This window comes from Streptomyces sp. NPDC001222 (assembly GCF_042896945.1).
Lineage (GTDB): Bacteria > Actinomycetota > Actinomycetes > Streptomycetales > Streptomycetaceae > Streptomyces > Streptomyces gibsoniae.
Genome location: NZ_JBIAXT010000011.1, coordinates 1 through 14,067 on the forward strand (window position 1 = coordinate 1; position 14,067 = coordinate 14,067).

11 protein-coding genes are annotated in these 14,067 nt (G+C 68.0%); 4 read left to right on the top strand and 7 right to left on the bottom strand.

The window, feature by feature from the left end:
- Positions 1 to 314: DNA-directed RNA polymerase subunit alpha C-terminal domain-containing protein (locus ACFY2Z_RS16835; RefSeq protein WP_390744918.1), on the top strand; the 314-nt coding region annotated here is incomplete at its 5' end.
- Between the two features lie 1,362 nt (positions 315 to 1,676).
- Here ACFY2Z_RS16835 and ACFY2Z_RS16840 read toward each other — a convergent pair.
- On the bottom strand, positions 1,677 to 3,143 hold the full coding sequence (locus ACFY2Z_RS16840) for a SpoIIE family protein phosphatase (RefSeq protein WP_390744919.1): 1,467 nt from the start codon (positions 3,141 to 3,143) through the stop codon (positions 1,677 to 1,679).
- Between the two features lie 656 nt (positions 3,144 to 3,799).
- On the bottom strand, positions 3,800 to 4,180 hold the full coding sequence (locus tag ACFY2Z_RS16845) for a transposase family protein (protein WP_390744920.1): 381 nt from the start codon (positions 4,178 to 4,180) through the stop codon (positions 3,800 to 3,802).
- Positions 4,181 to 4,359: 179 nt separating this feature from the next.
- On the opposite strand from ACFY2Z_RS16845, the gene ACFY2Z_RS16850 reads away from it, so the two are divergent.
- Both ACFY2Z_RS16850 and ACFY2Z_RS16855 read left to right on the top strand, forming a co-directional pair.
- Positions 4,360 to 4,800 carry a VOC family protein gene (locus ACFY2Z_RS16850; protein ID WP_390744921.1) on the top strand — a complete coding sequence of 147 codons (441 nt, stop codon included), beginning with the start codon at positions 4,360 to 4,362 and terminating at the stop codon, positions 4,798 to 4,800.
- A gap of 638 nt (positions 4,801 to 5,438) precedes the next feature.
- Complete coding sequence (locus ACFY2Z_RS16855) at positions 5,439 to 6,557, top strand: SpoIIE family protein phosphatase (RefSeq protein WP_390744922.1); 1,119 nt, start codon at positions 5,439 to 5,441, stop codon at positions 6,555 to 6,557.
- A gap of 692 nt (positions 6,558 to 7,249) precedes the next feature.
- Here ACFY2Z_RS16855 and ACFY2Z_RS16860 read toward each other — a convergent pair.
- Positions 7,250 to 8,623 carry a vanadium-dependent haloperoxidase gene (locus ACFY2Z_RS16860; RefSeq protein ID WP_390744923.1) on the bottom strand — a complete coding sequence of 458 codons (1,374 nt, stop codon included), beginning with the start codon at positions 8,621 to 8,623 and terminating at the stop codon, positions 7,250 to 7,252.
- Between the two features lie 714 nt (positions 8,624 to 9,337).
- Here ACFY2Z_RS16860 and ACFY2Z_RS16865 point away from each other — a divergent pair.
- On the top strand, positions 9,338 to 9,790 hold the full coding sequence (locus ACFY2Z_RS16865; RefSeq protein WP_390744924.1) for an SRPBCC family protein: 453 nt from the start codon (positions 9,338 to 9,340) through the stop codon (positions 9,788 to 9,790).
- 466 nt (positions 9,791 to 10,256) lie between these two features.
- On the opposite strand, the gene ACFY2Z_RS16870 is transcribed toward ACFY2Z_RS16865, so the two are convergent.
- The 4 genes from ACFY2Z_RS16870 to ACFY2Z_RS16885 form a co-directional block, all read right to left on the bottom strand.
- Complete coding sequence (locus ACFY2Z_RS16870; protein WP_390744925.1) at positions 10,257 to 10,889, bottom strand: DUF4360 domain-containing protein; 633 nt, start codon at positions 10,887 to 10,889, stop codon at positions 10,257 to 10,259.
- A gap of 323 nt (positions 10,890 to 11,212) precedes the next feature.
- Positions 11,213 to 11,419 carry a hypothetical protein gene (locus ACFY2Z_RS16875; RefSeq protein ID WP_390744926.1) on the bottom strand — a complete coding sequence of 69 codons (207 nt, stop codon included), beginning with the start codon at positions 11,417 to 11,419 and terminating at the stop codon, positions 11,213 to 11,215.
- A gap of 670 nt (positions 11,420 to 12,089) precedes the next feature.
- Positions 12,090 to 12,467 (bottom strand): MerR family transcriptional regulator, encoded by a 378-nt coding sequence (locus tag ACFY2Z_RS16880; RefSeq protein ID WP_390744927.1) that lies wholly within the window; start codon positions 12,465 to 12,467, stop codon positions 12,090 to 12,092.
- Between the two features lie 808 nt (positions 12,468 to 13,275).
- A complete protein-coding gene (locus ACFY2Z_RS16885; RefSeq protein ID WP_390744928.1) occupies positions 13,276 to 13,695 on the bottom strand; it encodes a hypothetical protein in 420 nt (139 codons plus the stop codon).
- Between the last annotated feature and the right edge of the window lie 372 nt (positions 13,696 to 14,067).

The following is a 14,067-nucleotide window of genomic DNA, read 5'->3' on the forward strand; positions in this document are numbered from 1 at the left end:
CCCCGACGGACGCCGCCCTGGCCGCCGATCTGGCGCTGCCGATCGAGGAGCTGGAGCTCACGGTCCGCTCCTACAACTGCCTCAAGCGTGAGGGCGTCCACTCGGTGGGTGAGCTCCTGGCGCGCTCCGAGGCCGATCTGCTCGACATCCGTAACTTCGGTGCGAAGTCGATCGACGAGGTCAAGGCGAAGCTGGCCGGTCTGGGCCTGGCCCTGAAGGACAGCCCGCCCGGATTCGACCCGACCGCCGCCGCCGATGCTTTCGGCGCCGTCGACGACGAGGGCACCGGGTTCGTGGAGACCGAGCAGTACTGAACGCTGCGCCGGGTCGCGGAGGAGCCAGGAATGCGGAGGAGCCGGGGATGAGCACCGGCCGGCCGCACCCGGCTTCCCGATGGCCCACCGGCGGAGATGCGGACGCCCAAGCCCGCCGAGCCTGATCAAGACGGTGAAGGCGGCCGCCATCGTTCGTACCCCCGGGGTATGAAACAGCCCCCTCGGAGATGACTCCGAGGGGGCTGTTCGATGCCTATAGCCTGGTCGCGCACAGTTCCCCTGGCATGATTCGAACCTGCGGCACCCGCTCTAGGAGTTCAGCCCAGCGGCGCAGGGGCCTGGGGGCAGCCTTCCCGCAGGACCCGCATAGGAAGGTGCCGGGGGCGTCCTGAGCATCTGGCAGTGGGCCGCGACCCGGAACGTCCAGCCCAAGTACAGCGGCGCCGAACTGGGCGCCGGCCTGCGGCTGACGGCTCGCTGCTCACCGTCCGGGACTGGACGCGCCTCCTCGGCAAGGGCTCCGAGGGCCCGCTGCTGAAGACCTTCCCGCTGACGCGGGCACAACGGCGCGAACTGGCGCTGAAGCCCCAGCTGTTGCCGTAGGCACCAGGATGCGCCAGGAGTGGTACGAGGGTCCCGTACCGGTCCCTTCGTCAGCGCCCAAGGTCCCCTCCCTGGGGGACGGGGGAGGAGACTTGCGCCACGAGAAGGCCTTCCCTGACGAGGTCCTTGATCTGGATCGGGCAACTTGCCGTACTGGAGAGGATCCGGTCCGCCGTGGCCGAAGCACTGAAGGACAGGGGCGATCCGCCGGGCAGGCCGGATATGGCGGGCCGGAACGACAGTCCGTCGAGGTCGCCGCGCAACAGTGTGCCTGCGGACGGTCGAGTGCTTGCGGGCCATAGGGGCAAGTGCGCCTCGACGCAGACCCGTATGATGATCGTCCTAGCCTCGGGGGTGATTGAGCGGGTGCCCATGCAGGCAATCACACGGTGCTCTCGGGCTCTGCGGGTACGGTGCTGGGTGCGCGGGAACTCCAGCGCCAGGGTTCCAACCGCGGCGGAAGGAAGAGCCTCATCATGCTTGCGTTTGCCCTCTGCGCCGCGGGCGTAATGATCAGCCAGGCGTAGCGGCATCCCTGAGCCGCGGAACGGCGCTTGGAGGCGCCACAGACAAGCCGGCAGGGCGCGAGGACGTGCACGTGCCGCCCGCGTGCCCGATGGGACAGCGAACGGCGGGAAACAGCGGGGAGTCCCGGCGAGCATCCGGAGAACGCACAGGTCAGCCTTCCGTCAGGTCACTGCGCATCCACATACGGGATCTTCCAGAAACTGGCTACGCCGAATCGGAGGCTGGCCCGGGCAGCAGGCCCTGGGGAGGGCTTCGGGCGGTCCAGCCCGGTCACGCAACCGAGGCCAGGACGGGGACGACGGGAACCGACGGGGCCGACTGCTCGGCCCAGACGATCTTCCCGGTGAGGGTGAAGCGGGTTCCCCACCGCTCGGCGAACCGGGCGACAAGGTAGATCCCCCGACCGCCTTCGTCCGTGTCCGTTGCGTAGCGCAGGTGCGGGGAGGTGCTGCTGCCGTCGCTGACCTCCACCACCAGATTGGTTTCGTGCAGAAGGCGCAGGTGGATGGGGGGAGCCCCGTAGCGGATGGCGTTGGTGACCAGCTCGCTGAGGATCAGCTCGGTGGTGAATGCGGTCGCCTCCAGGTTCCACTCGGCCAGCTTCGCGAGCACCTCGGCGCGCAGGGCGGGCACCGCGGCGGGAATGGCCGGGATGTCCCATTCTGCGATACGGTCACGGGGAAACGCGCGGGTTCGGGCGACCAGGAGAGCGGCGTCATCGATTGAACGGGCGGGTAGCACCGCTTCCAGGATCGTCTCGCACGTCTCTTCCGGGTCGATTCCCGCGCCGGAGAGCGTGTCGCACAGCAGCTTCAGGCCGGTCCCGATGTCGCGGTGCCGGTTGTGGATGAGCCCGTCGGTGTAGAGCACGAGCTGCGTGTCCTCCGCCAGCCTCCGCTCGGCGGCCTGAAAGCGCAGGCCGCCCAGACCGAGCGGGGGCCCTGCGGGCAGGTCGACGATCTCCACGCGACCGTCCGGATGGACGATGGCAGGCGGATAGTGACCGGCCCTTGCCATCGTGCAGCTTCGGGAGACCGGGTCGTAGATCGCATACAGACACGTGGCCGCGACGTTCACATCCTGACTGGCGCCCGCTTCCGCATCCATCTGATCGACCACCTCGTCGAGACGGGCCAGCAGTTCGTCGGGTGGCAGGTCGAGGGTGGAGAAATTGAGGACCGCGGTGCGCAGCCGCCCCATGGTGACCGCGGAGTGCAGGCCGTGGCCGACCACGTCCCCGACCACCAGGGCGGTGCGGAAGCCTGGAAGAGGGATCACGTCGAACCAGTCCCCGCCGACCTCGGCCTCGGCGGGCACGTAGCGGCACGCCGGCCGGACGGCGCTGGTGTCCGGCAGAACACGGGGCAGCAGGCTGCGCTGCAGCGTGGTGGCGATGGCGTGCTCGCGGGTGTAGTGGCGGGCCAGCTGAGAGACCGCCAGGCCGACGACGAGCAGCAGTGCGGCGGTGATGATGTCGTCCGCGTGGTGGAAGCGGGTGAAGCTTTCGTACGGGGTGGTGAAGAAGAACGCGAACGATGCGGCGGCGGAAAGGGCCGTGAGGGCCGCGGCCCAGCGGTAGCTGAGGGCAGCCACCGCCGCGACGACCAACATCAGGATCAGGGCCACGTTGGTCTGGGAAAGGGCGCCTCGGATGGGCAGCAGGAGTGCGGAGACGGCGAGCGGGACTGCCACTGCCGCAAGGAGCGCGGTCAGCCCCTTGACCGGATCACGAGGCATGCCAGACCTCCCTTCCCTCCGGTGTAGCAGGGCTCACGTGGGGTGGCCAGTCGATACGGGTCGGGTTTGGCCGGGACCTCGGTCACGCCAGGTCTTTCCGCGTATCCAGCGTGTGCAGCCAGAGCAGCTGCCCGTCACCGGCGGGATCCTTCACTTGTCGCGCCTCGATCAGGTAGGCAACTGGTGCTGCGCCCTCGCCCGGGGAACTCCAACACCCGCATGGCGACCGTCTTCGTCCTGGCATCGTGGACCGCGAGCCTGTCGGCAGACATCCGTTCGCTTGCGGGCCAAAGATCACCGAAGGCATGTCCCAGGCACTGCTCCGCCGGCCTGCCCAGCGCTGCGGCCATCGCAGCGTCGAGGTTGCGGATGACACCGCCCAGCACTCAAGAGAGCCGCCGGGTCAGCCGCTCGAAGGAATTCGTCCATGGCGTCCATCCGTGGCTCCCTGCCACCTACCCAAAACAGCCTCTTTTCTCATATTCGTGCACTTTGCCGCGATGCCTCAGTCAAGGCGAGGGCTCCGCGACCGAGCCTGGCCACTGCTGCCACGTAGCCCAAGTGCGGAAAGGATGTGGGCTCAGTCTTGGTCTCATTCGTCGGCGACCGGAGACGTTCACGGGCGTACGAGTCAGCCGTCCGGAGCACGGTGGTGATCAATTGCGGATAACAGTGAAAGCTGTCCTGGCCAGGCGGAACAGAACTCGAAAGCGAGTGAAGGAGAACGACACCTCGTGCTGTGTCGAGTCCGCGGGACTTCCGGCCAGGGTATGCAGCCGAGCGCCGGGCCGCTGCGGCACGGCAAAGCCACGCCGGGCCGGCAGAGGACGGATCTCGTGGATTGCACGGGTAACGGTGGGCCCGGTCACTCCGCACAGCTCGGCCAGCGCCGCGTGCGGCAGCTTCAGCCGCAAGTAGACCAGGGTGATCAGTACCCGGTCGACGAAGACCGGCTGGTGATTGGCCCGGCACCGGCCGCCCGCTGACGGTCGTGGCCGCGCCGTTCCTGGAGCGCAGACTCGCGCTGTGCCGCCCACGGGTCAGCCACTTCCTCGATCAAGTCGCCGAGATGTGCACGATCAAGGCCGCAGAAGGCAGGAGTGGGACAAGGCCGCGCGGGCCGAGAAGGACGTCACAATCCACTCAACCTGCGCGGCCGTCGTCATGCCACGGCCGACCCCGCGCTACCGCGTATCGAGTCGTTAGGCTCAGAGACATGACTATTCAGCGGATGGACAACGTCGCCATCGTCGTCGACGATCTGGACGCGGCTGTCGCCTTCTTCACCGAGCTCGGCATGGAGCTGGAAGGCAAGGCGCAGATCGAAGGCCTCTACGCGGACCGCACCGTCGGACTCGACGGCGTCCGGAGCGACATCGCGATGATGCGGACCCCGGACGGCCACAGCAAGCTGGAGCTGACCAAATACCACGCCCCCGCGGTATCCGACGCCGAGCCGGGGAACCCTCCGCCCAACACGCTGGGCCTGCATCGCGTCATGTTCGCCGTCGACGACATCGACGACACCATCGGCCGCCTGCGCGCCCACGGCGCCGAACTCCTCGGCGAGGTAGCGCAGTACGAGAACATCTTCCGGCTCTGCTACCTCCGCGGTCCGGCAGGCATCATCGTCGCCCTAGCCGAACAGATTGGCTGACGCGGGCCTGCCGCGCGGAACATGTCGACGGTCAGCACCGCTGTGACGCATCCGCGACAGGGGCGATGCAGGCTGCTGTACGAGCCCGGGGATTCCGCCGGCTGACGGTATCGGGCGCGGGGAGGACTTCGCGGGCCCCGGTTGGTGGCACATCTTCCTTCCCCCGATCCGGCTGTCCGAAGCGTGGGTCCAGCCCCGGCGTCGACGAGGGCGCCCGACAACGCAGGCGCACGGCACGGGCCCAGGACGCCGGCCAGCACCGCAGCCGCGGGGGTGCCGCTCGTCGTGTCGAACGGCTCGGGCGACGAGGCGCCGGCCCTGACAGTCGACCTTCTCAACCCGAAGGCCCGCTGGCGGAGGAGGACGTCACAATCCACTCAACCGGCGCGGCCGTCGTCATGTCACGGCCGACCCCGCGCTACCCCGTACCGAGTCGTAAGGCATGACCGCGGATCCGAGTCCCGCCGCGGCGGCGTGAGTGAGCACGGCAGTCGGCGGCATCGAGTGTCCAGCTCCCGTTTGGCAGCCGCCGTGGGCCGCCCGTGTGACCTGGCCAGCTCGACGGCAAGAGGAATACTTCTGCCCTGGTTTGCGGCGCCTACCGTGCAAAAAGGCATCGGGATTGAGGCGAGACAGACATGACAGAACCTCGGATCGACTACACGGCAGTGTTCCAGGCCCTTCCCGGAGCAGTGGCGCTCCTGACCCCGCAGCTGGTCTATGCGGACGTCAACAAGGAATGGCTGCGCGTACTCGGCCGCATCCGTGAGCAGGTGATCGGCCGCTACATGCCCGACGATTTCGCCGACAGTCCCAACCACCCCGACGCAGCTGTGGTGCGCAATATCCAGGCGTCACTACGCCGAGTCGCCGAAACCGGTGAACCCGAGACCATGGAGCTGCAGGAGCGGTTCGAGCCGGGGGACCCCGGCTGGCCCGGGACAGGAGAAGCGAGCTATTGGAGCATGACCAACATTCCCGTCTTCGGTCCGGACGGGCGGGTGGCGCTGCTGCTGCACCGGGTGGAGGACGTCACCGAACTCATCCGCGCCCGCGTAGTCGCATTGAGCTTGCAAGAGGCAATGCTGCCCGCCCCTCGCCCGATCGGGCGCCGGCCGATGGCCGTACGCTACCGGCCCGCCATCGGCGCGCTGGACGTGGGCGGTGACTGGTACGACCTGGTCGATCTGCCCGGCGACCGCCTCGGGGTCGCCGTGGGCGACGTTGTCGGTCACGGGCTGTCCGCGGCCGGCGTCATGGGGCAACTGCGCAGCGCGCTCAGCACCACCTCCCGAGTCGCCAGCGGTCCCGCCCGGGCCCTGGAAGTCCTCGAGCTGTACGCCCGCTCCGTCGCCGGCGCGGAGAACAGCACCGTGGCCAACGTGTTCGTCGACTGGGACACCCACGACATCACCTACAGCAGCGCCGGCCACCCACCGCCAGCCCTTCTGCACAGCGACGGCGCCGTCGAGTTCCTGGACCAGGCCACCAACCCTCCACTCGGCGCCCGCCCCGAACACGGCCCCTGGCTGCAGGCCGCCATGCCCTTCACCGAGGGCGCATCCCTCGTGCTCTACACCGACGGCCTCATCGAACGCCGACGCGAAGACATCGACACCGGCCTCGCCCGGCTCGCCGACTCCCTGGCCCGCCACCGAGCAGACGACCCCGAAACCCTCGCCGACGCCCTGCTGGCCGACCTGCTCCCACCCGACGGCGTCACCGACGACACCGCCCTCGTCATCGTGCGCCTATGACCCCGGCCGGCCACATCCGCCTGAGGAGAGGCCGAGACATCTCGCTGCCGCGCCAGTTTCATTGATCACGAGCGTTGTTGACACTGGCCGGGCTTGATCATGGCGAAGACCTCCGGTGTGGTGGAGCTGTCCAGGAACGCACCGCACGGAGGTCTTCGTGTCCCACCGTAATGACAGACTGAACGTTCACGGCAGGCGGCTGTTGACGTCGACGATCGGCATGCCGGCCTTCAGAGGCGGGGCGTCGGGCAGGCCTCTCGACCACGACCCCAAGGCCGCCGGTACTGCTGGACCATTGAACGCACCATGGCCTGGCTCGCCGGATGCCGACGCCCTCACAGCCACTACGAACCTGCCGTCAGCGCATTCACCATGCGGTACTTGGCAATGGCGCTGACGGCTTTCCAAACGTCCGAAGGGTGGGGAGTTGCCCACGGTCCGGCCGGCGTGGTCGCGGCGGCGCCCATCGCCCACGAGCCCGGATCAACCCTTCGTTGCCGGGCGTGAGTGGTTGAGGTACAGAAAGCGCAGTGCGGCGATCGAGGTGATCGAGCGGCCGGGTTCCGGCAACAAGTCGCGGTCGGCGCGGATGACTTCCTCGGTGGCAAAGCTGGGGCGCCCGCCGATCCGGCCGCGGGCGGGGCGACGGCCAGGCTGGCAGCCCCTCCGCAGGCGTGGGCCGCGGTGTCGTTTCAGTGCCGGTGCGGACGGCCCGATCGTGTCGGCAGCAGCGCGTTGGCGAACACGTAGTCGCCGACGTTGGTACCGATCGCGTTCCCGTCCTCGGCGTCCCAGCGGAAGTGCACGCCCAGCCAGAGTCGGCTCAGCTTGCCCTCCTCGGCGACCTGGCTGAAGCTGGCCATCTTGCGGTACGGCTCGATGGTGTGCGGGTCCTCGGAGTGTGCGATGAACGAGACGTTGTCACGGCCGAAGAAGTGCTTCATCGCGCTTGCCCACGCCGCCGTGAAGTTGGCGTGCCCGGAGGTCCAGGCGGGGAAGCACGGGGTGAACGGTGCCCCTGCGCGGTCCGCGCTGAGAGGCTCCCAGGTCGCGTTCGCGCCGCCCGTCGCCTGGATCGCGGACACCGGGCGCCACAGCTTGATCGGGGTGTCGAACTTGGTGTCCCAGGCCGCGATCCCGGCATCCGCCAACGACAGTGACGACAGCGCGAACAAGTGGGTGGTCTCGTACTTGTCGAGCCTGAACTTCTTGGCGACGATCCCGGTCAGCTCGAGCAGTTGCCCCGGGGGGTGGTAGGTGCCGTCCAGGTCATGGTCCCAGAACCAGCCGACAACGGTCTGTTCGAAGGTGCGCTCGGTGGAGTCGACGGCACCGAGCCGTCGCACCTCGTCGCGCTGGATCGCGTACTCCGGGCTGGCCACCAGATCGGCGTACGAAGTGAAGCCTCGCAGGGTGGGAGGCCGGAACTGCGAGCCGGACACGAGCACGAACGGCCTCACCTTGCCCCAGTTCGGGGTCACCGCGTCGCTCGGCTGCTTGCAGTCCGCTTCACCCGTCGGCCGCCAGGCTCCAGGTGTGGTGGTGTCGCCGCTGTAGACGTCCGGGTTGTCCGAACCGTCGCCCGCCCGGGCTTTGTTGATCTGCCTCACCACACGGTCGACCACCTTGCGGTCGAGGGGGTCGTAGGAGTGGGGGGAGCGGCCGGTCCGGGCCCTGTACTGGGCGTCGATGTACGCCTGATCGCCCGGATACAGTTGCGAGATCATCCGGTACGCCGTGCGGTCGATCAGCCGCTCCTCCTCGTCCGGACGCGGCCGGGAGTGTTTGTCGGCATACTTCAGCGGCCGGTTGAGGTACGGCTCGTACTTCAGGGTTCCGTACGTGTACTGATAGGCGCTCTCCGCGTTGTAGATCGCAGCGAAGACCATTGCCCCGGACCTGGAGAGTTTGCCGGGCGAGGCGTCCCAGCCCCGCGCATCGCGGAACGTCTGGAGCAGGACCTTGCTCCAGTACTGCGTCGGATCGCCTTTGTGCCCGGTCGCGGCGGCGGCCTGTGGCGCACCGGCCGCCACCGGACTCAGTCCGGCGAGCAGGGCACCGGCCACGACGGCGGCCCTTAGCCGTCCCCGGCGTCCGTCAACACGGGACTTCAGGCGTGGGAGCACAGACTTCACGGCCGGCCGACGGCCATGATTGGGCTTGCGAGGCACGACATTCCTTTCGTCGCTGATCAACAGCGGCAGCGTAATGTCGGATATGTCAAGATCAAGACGAACCACGCCGATGTGGCGATGATCTTGTATGAATCACGATTTACGCATAAATGCTCATCCGATTACGATCGACAGCCAACCGAGCTGTGGTGACCCAGGCGTGACGAGGTCTCACACAGCAACCACAGCAACCGGCGATGGCCAACACCCGCTCCGAGAGTCGTGGGCGCGACGTCTATGACCCCAGGTGACTGATCCAGAGAGAGCTACTCCCGAGGATGAGCACCGCTCCCCTGAGGAGCACGGCTTCGAACGCGTAGCCACGCTCAAGCGCAGCTTCGGCCGGCAGCTCCAGGCCGGCCTTCCTGACGAGTGGCTGAGGCAGGTCGAAGAGTGCCCTCGGCACTGGGTCGCTCGTCCTGGTCTTTGTCCAGTGCGCCCACGGCCACCACGCGTGCATGGCTTCGCGGGGCAGGCGGGAGTTTGACGACAGGCCCCAGGCGCGGCGGTGCCATAGCTCCCGATCAACCGCTGGGAGCGTGGGGCAACCACGGGCAGCACGTGTGTCGAACTCCCGAGCGTGAGTGGCCGGGATAGCGTTGAGTTATGGCCGTAGATGTCCTCACCGAGACCGTGATCGCCCGTCCCTGTGCGGAGGTCGCCGCCTACGCCGGGGATCCGACCAACGCGCCGCACTGGTACGCGAACATCGTCTCGGTTCGTTGGCAGACCTCGCCGCCGCTCGCCGTGGGCTCGAAGCTCGACTTCGTCGCCCGATTTCTGGGGCGCACCCTGACCTACACGTACGAGGTCGTCGAGTACTCCTCCGAACGACTCGTGATGCGCACCGCGCAGGGGCCGTTTCCCATGGAGACGACCTACACCTGGCAGCCGGTGGACGCCGACCATACCCGGATGACGCTCCGTAACCGCGGCGAGCCATCCGGCCTTGCCAAAGTGAGCGCTCCGATGATGGCTGCAGCTGTGCGGAGGGCAAACGTCAAGGACCTGGCCGCGTTGAAGGGGCTGCTGGAAGGCGCCGGCGCTGACCGGCTCTAGCCGACACTCACCGGCCAACTTCAGCCAGGCCCTCAAAGTCTGGTGCGGGATTCCCGCCGATCCGCTTCCGTCGCGGCCCGCCCCGCCGACGCCCTGCCAAGCTCCATGGCGACAGGGCTACGACTACGGCCACCTGCACCGCCGTCACAAGCGCAAGGCCGAGTACTTCCCGGCCCTCACCGCCATCGCCTGCAGTCTCATCTGCTATCGACGCCGGACTGTGCCTGTTTCTTCGGGAGTCGTTTGTCGGTGACTTCGGGAGTCACTCAAGGAGGTGTCGGCTTGATCAACGTGCATGATTTTGATGTCACTCGGCGGCTCGCGTGCCGCAAGAGGCAGATACACGGGCGAGCCGAGTTACCCCTGCTCCGCCAGCGCATTCTCCTCCAGTGATCACCACACGGTGCTACCACCGATTACGAGAGCCGTTGGCCTGGACGCACCCGCCGATCGCGGCGCCAGGAGATCACCGACACCGCTTCCAGGCCATGTGGTACACGGTTTTGATCCTGCCGTCCGTCGAGTCCATCTCCATGAAGCTGGTGGCGCTCGGGCTCGAGGTGCCGCGCTCGACCCGCAGTTCAGTGTTGATGTCGAAGTTGCGCTCCTCCCCGCAGGGGGCGAAGACCCGGGCGGCGACGTCCACGGTGTCGGTCGTCTGCCAGTCGCCGTTGAACCCGCCCTTGAAGTGATGGATCGAGTTGGTGGGGTGGGCGTTGCCCTGGAAGTGGTAGCTGGCCCGCTGGGTCCCGGACGCACCCGGCGCCAGTGACGCGAAGCCGCGGTAGCCGGCGGACACGATCGCGTAGGTGTAGCCACCGGGGGCGTGCACGAGCAGGCTGAGCTGACAGTTCTTCTTCCGGTCGGTCGGCGCCGAGCCGGGCCCCACCCGGGCGATGTAGTTACTGAAGGTGACGGTGAAGGCGGTGTTGTCAGGGGACACGGCCACGGCGGCCGTCCCCGCCGGGCAGCCGGAACCGTTGACCGCCACAGTGTCGATGACGATCCGGCCCGACGGTGCGGGCGGGTTGCCGCCGATGGCTGACGAGCCGAACAATGATGCGGCAACACCAGTCGCGGCCAGCGCGCGGAGCACCATGGGCTTCCCTTCGATCGTCCACGGATCCAGGGCGGGCGTCATTTCCGAGCCCGACCCCCGGATTTCACGTGGGCATCGCACCATACGTTGCGTGTCCGCGTACGCAACGTGACGCTCCAGTCACTCAAACAGCCTTCAGGGAGGAGACCTCGTTCACCCACGCACGGGGGAGAGCGGCGCGAGCTCGGATACACCGGCAGACTCAATCTGCCCTACCGCTGCATCACCCGGGGCGCGCGCCGAGGGTGACAAGCCGGTGGCTCTCCACCAAGCGGTCATAGATGCGCTGGGTAGCGTGCCGCTGTCCGAGAGGAGCGTCCAGGTCAGCTCGCAGCAGGCCGTCGATCAGCAGTGGGAAACTCGGGGGAGAAACCGTAGCGGCCACGCAGCACGTGCAGATCGCTGGCGTGAATCGGGGTCGCCTTCACACGGATCAACGCCTGACCGGCTTCTGGCGTGGGAACAGGCCGGGATTCCAGCCGCAGGACATCGGTGGGCTCGCCGACCTTTTCGGCCCCGAGCGCGCGCATGGATCGAGGCATGAGTGACCTTTCGTCTCTCAGACCCGACGAACTCGCCGGGCGTTCTGGATATGAACGATGCTGGTACAGGCATCCTCGTCGGCGCCCGGGCTCCGGGCCCTTCCTTCTCATGGGAACCGGCCCGTGCGCAGAATGTCATCGGAGTCGGACCCCCTCCAGGCCTTTACCGGGTCACTCACGAGGCCGCCGATGAGCGCAAAACCGTTCAGCCGCGGCCGACATCCGACGGATCGGCATCCGCTGACGGGTCGGCGCAGTACTTCGCCTACGCTGTCCCGGCGAAGTGCTCGCCCAGCTTCCGGGAGAAGTACTGGAGCATCGGAGCTACTTCGGCTCCTCGACCTTTCCGGCCTACCGCATCGTGCAAGCCCGCACGCTGGAGCACCTGCACTCGCAGCTCGCCACCGCAGATACCACGCTCTCCGCGGGACGTACTCGATGCGATCGACGCCATCGTCGCCCCCGGCGTCGTGCGACCCCGGTCGGACAGGGGTTGTGCCGTCGTGTCGGCGATGGCCCGATGACGGGCATGGGAGTCCGCGTGCCGCCGGGGCCGTCGAAGTGGGCGACACCGGCGGTCAGGGCCGGGAACTGGGCGCGAAGGGCGGTGAGGTCGCACGTCACGTGCGCTCCATGCGGACGACTTGAGTCAGAGGCCTCAGCCTGTCACGGCCGACCGCAGGCGCTCGCGGTGGGCCCGGTTCGCGGCCATCGCTTTGTCCAGCTCCTCCCGGGTGCGGATCAGGTCGGCGATGTGCTCGGAGAGCCGTTCGCGCTCCTCGGCCATCCGTTCCAGCGCGGCGTCGGAGGTCTCCTCGCTGGGTGAGTCGACACACGGCAGCAGCTCGGCGATGGTCCGGCTGGACAGGCCCGCTGCGTACATCCGCTGGAGGAACGTGACCCGCTCGATGTGCTCCTCCGTGTAGTGCCGCTGCCCGCTGGGGCTGCGAGTGCTCGTGAGGAGGCCCTGTTCCTCGTAGTAGCGCAGCGACCGGACGCTGACTCCGGCGCGTGCCGCGAGCTCCCCGATCCGCATGCCGCCCTCCCCGTCGTGATCTTGAGCGCAACCCCAGCCTCTGACGTCCGTGTCAGGTTCTAGCGTAACCGCCGTGATCGGGATCCCGGCGGTTCGGATCACGAAGGAGGCATGACGTGACGACCACCGCCACGCTGCGCAACCAGCGCGGAGGCACCGTCGACTCCGTCTCCCGGGGCCGCCACCACTGATCAGTCGTACGGCAGCCGGTGTCCGTCCCCATCCCTGGGCGCGACTGCACACCACCGATGCCGTACCTGCGCGCCGGCCGCGGCGCCGGCCACCGCTGCCTGGCCGTGCTGCCGAAGAGCACCGACTTCTACGCCGAGTGCTGGGGCGGCACGGTAAAAGGGCGGTGGTGGGCGTATGGGGAAGTGCTCTCCGGCCGTTACGCGGGCTTTCCTCACGGTCGACGGGGGTGGGTGGGCGGCGACCTGGTGCGATCCGTTCGCACGAGGCCGGACAGGACGCTCTGACCGCCGGTGACCGCTCGTCGTCGGGCGCGCTCACCCGCGTCCTCGACGCCTGCGAGGTTGCAGGGCTACGACGTCGGTCGGCCCTGCGACCACGGGTGGCCCGGGAGTGCCGCCCTGCCGCCGGCCGGGTCGCAGGTCACCGACCGCCGATGGGCGCGAACGCCGCTGCGCCTGAAACGGGTCGGCGGGGCCGCGGAACCGAGGGCTGTCGATGATTGGGCGCCTCGATCCGTCGGATGGGACGGCACCCGAGCGCGGCCGCCACTCGACCCGGGCCGAACCGCGCTGCAGCGAGTGGCGGTTCGGCCCGGGCCGAGTGGCGGCGGCGTGGTTCAGCGGACCGTCACGTTGAATACCGGCGAGGCCGTCGTGCCGTTGACGATGCGCAGGTCGTTCTCGCCTTTGAGGCCGAGCTTCACGCCCAGCGAGTAGGAGCCGTTGCGCGAGACGGGGGCGGACGCGGGCAGGGAGACCCACGTGCCGTGCTGCTTCTGCTGCAGGGTCACGTTGCTGCCGGCCTTGAGGCCGGTGGTCTTGCCGGTGACCCGGAACAGCTGCCAGGCCTGGACCGAGGTCGTCGACGGCGTGGCGGTGATGCTGGCCTTGGCGTCTTGGGCCTGCTGCACCAGGCCAACGGGAGACGCGGGGTGCGTGGCCGTGGTGGCGGCCGTCGCGGTGCCGGCGAGGGCGAGAGAGGCGGCGCCCAGAGCACCGATGACGGCTACACGCAGAGAGCGCCGCTTCGAGTTCATCACAGATATATCCCTTTCCGTGGCGAAAACAACTTTTCCTGTTGGAAGAGAACTACATGCTGTTTGGTGTAGTCAGTCATAGAGAGGGCACGGAAGGGGCATGCGTTCATCGGAGTTATGTCGCTGTCTTGTAACAGCCGATCGAAGCTCGGTTGCTCTCAGTAACTGCCCAGGAAGGTTCCAACAGGTCCGTGTCGACGTCCTGGCGGTGCCCGCGCTCCTGACGGACGATCAGCCGCCTACTGGCGTGATCGACCGAGAGAATCAGGCTCGCCGCCGACCGGCCCAGGGCCCTGCGACCCGACTCGCGGCCCTGGTCCAGCGGGTCCGCTGCGCCCCGGATGAGATCGGCGACGACGTCGTAACGGCCGC

What these genes read in the sequence shown, in the direction of transcription:
- ACFY2Z_RS16870 (WP_390744925.1), bottom strand. Translation starts at nt 10,889, where the DNA reads ATGGTGCTCCGCGCGCTGGCCGCGACTGGTGTTGCCGCATCATTGTTC.
- ACFY2Z_RS16875 (WP_390744926.1), bottom strand. Translation starts at nt 11,419, where the DNA reads ATGCGCGCGCTCGGGGCCGAAAAGGTCGGCGAGCCCACCGATGTCCTG.
- ACFY2Z_RS16850 (WP_390744921.1), top strand. Translation starts at nt 4,360, where the DNA reads ATGACTATTCAGCGGATGGACAACGTCGCCATCGTCGTCGACGATCTG.
- ACFY2Z_RS16840 (WP_390744919.1), bottom strand. Translation starts at nt 3,143, where the DNA reads ATGCCTCGTGATCCGGTCAAGGGGCTGACCGCGCTCCTTGCGGCAGTG.
- ACFY2Z_RS16885 (WP_390744928.1), bottom strand. Translation starts at nt 13,695, where the DNA reads ATGAACTCGAAGCGGCGCTCTCTGCGTGTAGCCGTCATCGGTGCTCTG.
- ACFY2Z_RS16880 (WP_390744927.1), bottom strand. Translation starts at nt 12,467, where the DNA reads ATGCGGATCGGGGAGCTCGCGGCACGCGCCGGAGTCAGCGTCCGGTCG.
- ACFY2Z_RS16855 (WP_390744922.1), top strand. Translation starts at nt 5,439, where the DNA reads ATGACAGAACCTCGGATCGACTACACGGCAGTGTTCCAGGCCCTTCCC.
- ACFY2Z_RS16865 (WP_390744924.1), top strand. Translation starts at nt 9,338, where the DNA reads ATGGCCGTAGATGTCCTCACCGAGACCGTGATCGCCCGTCCCTGTGCG.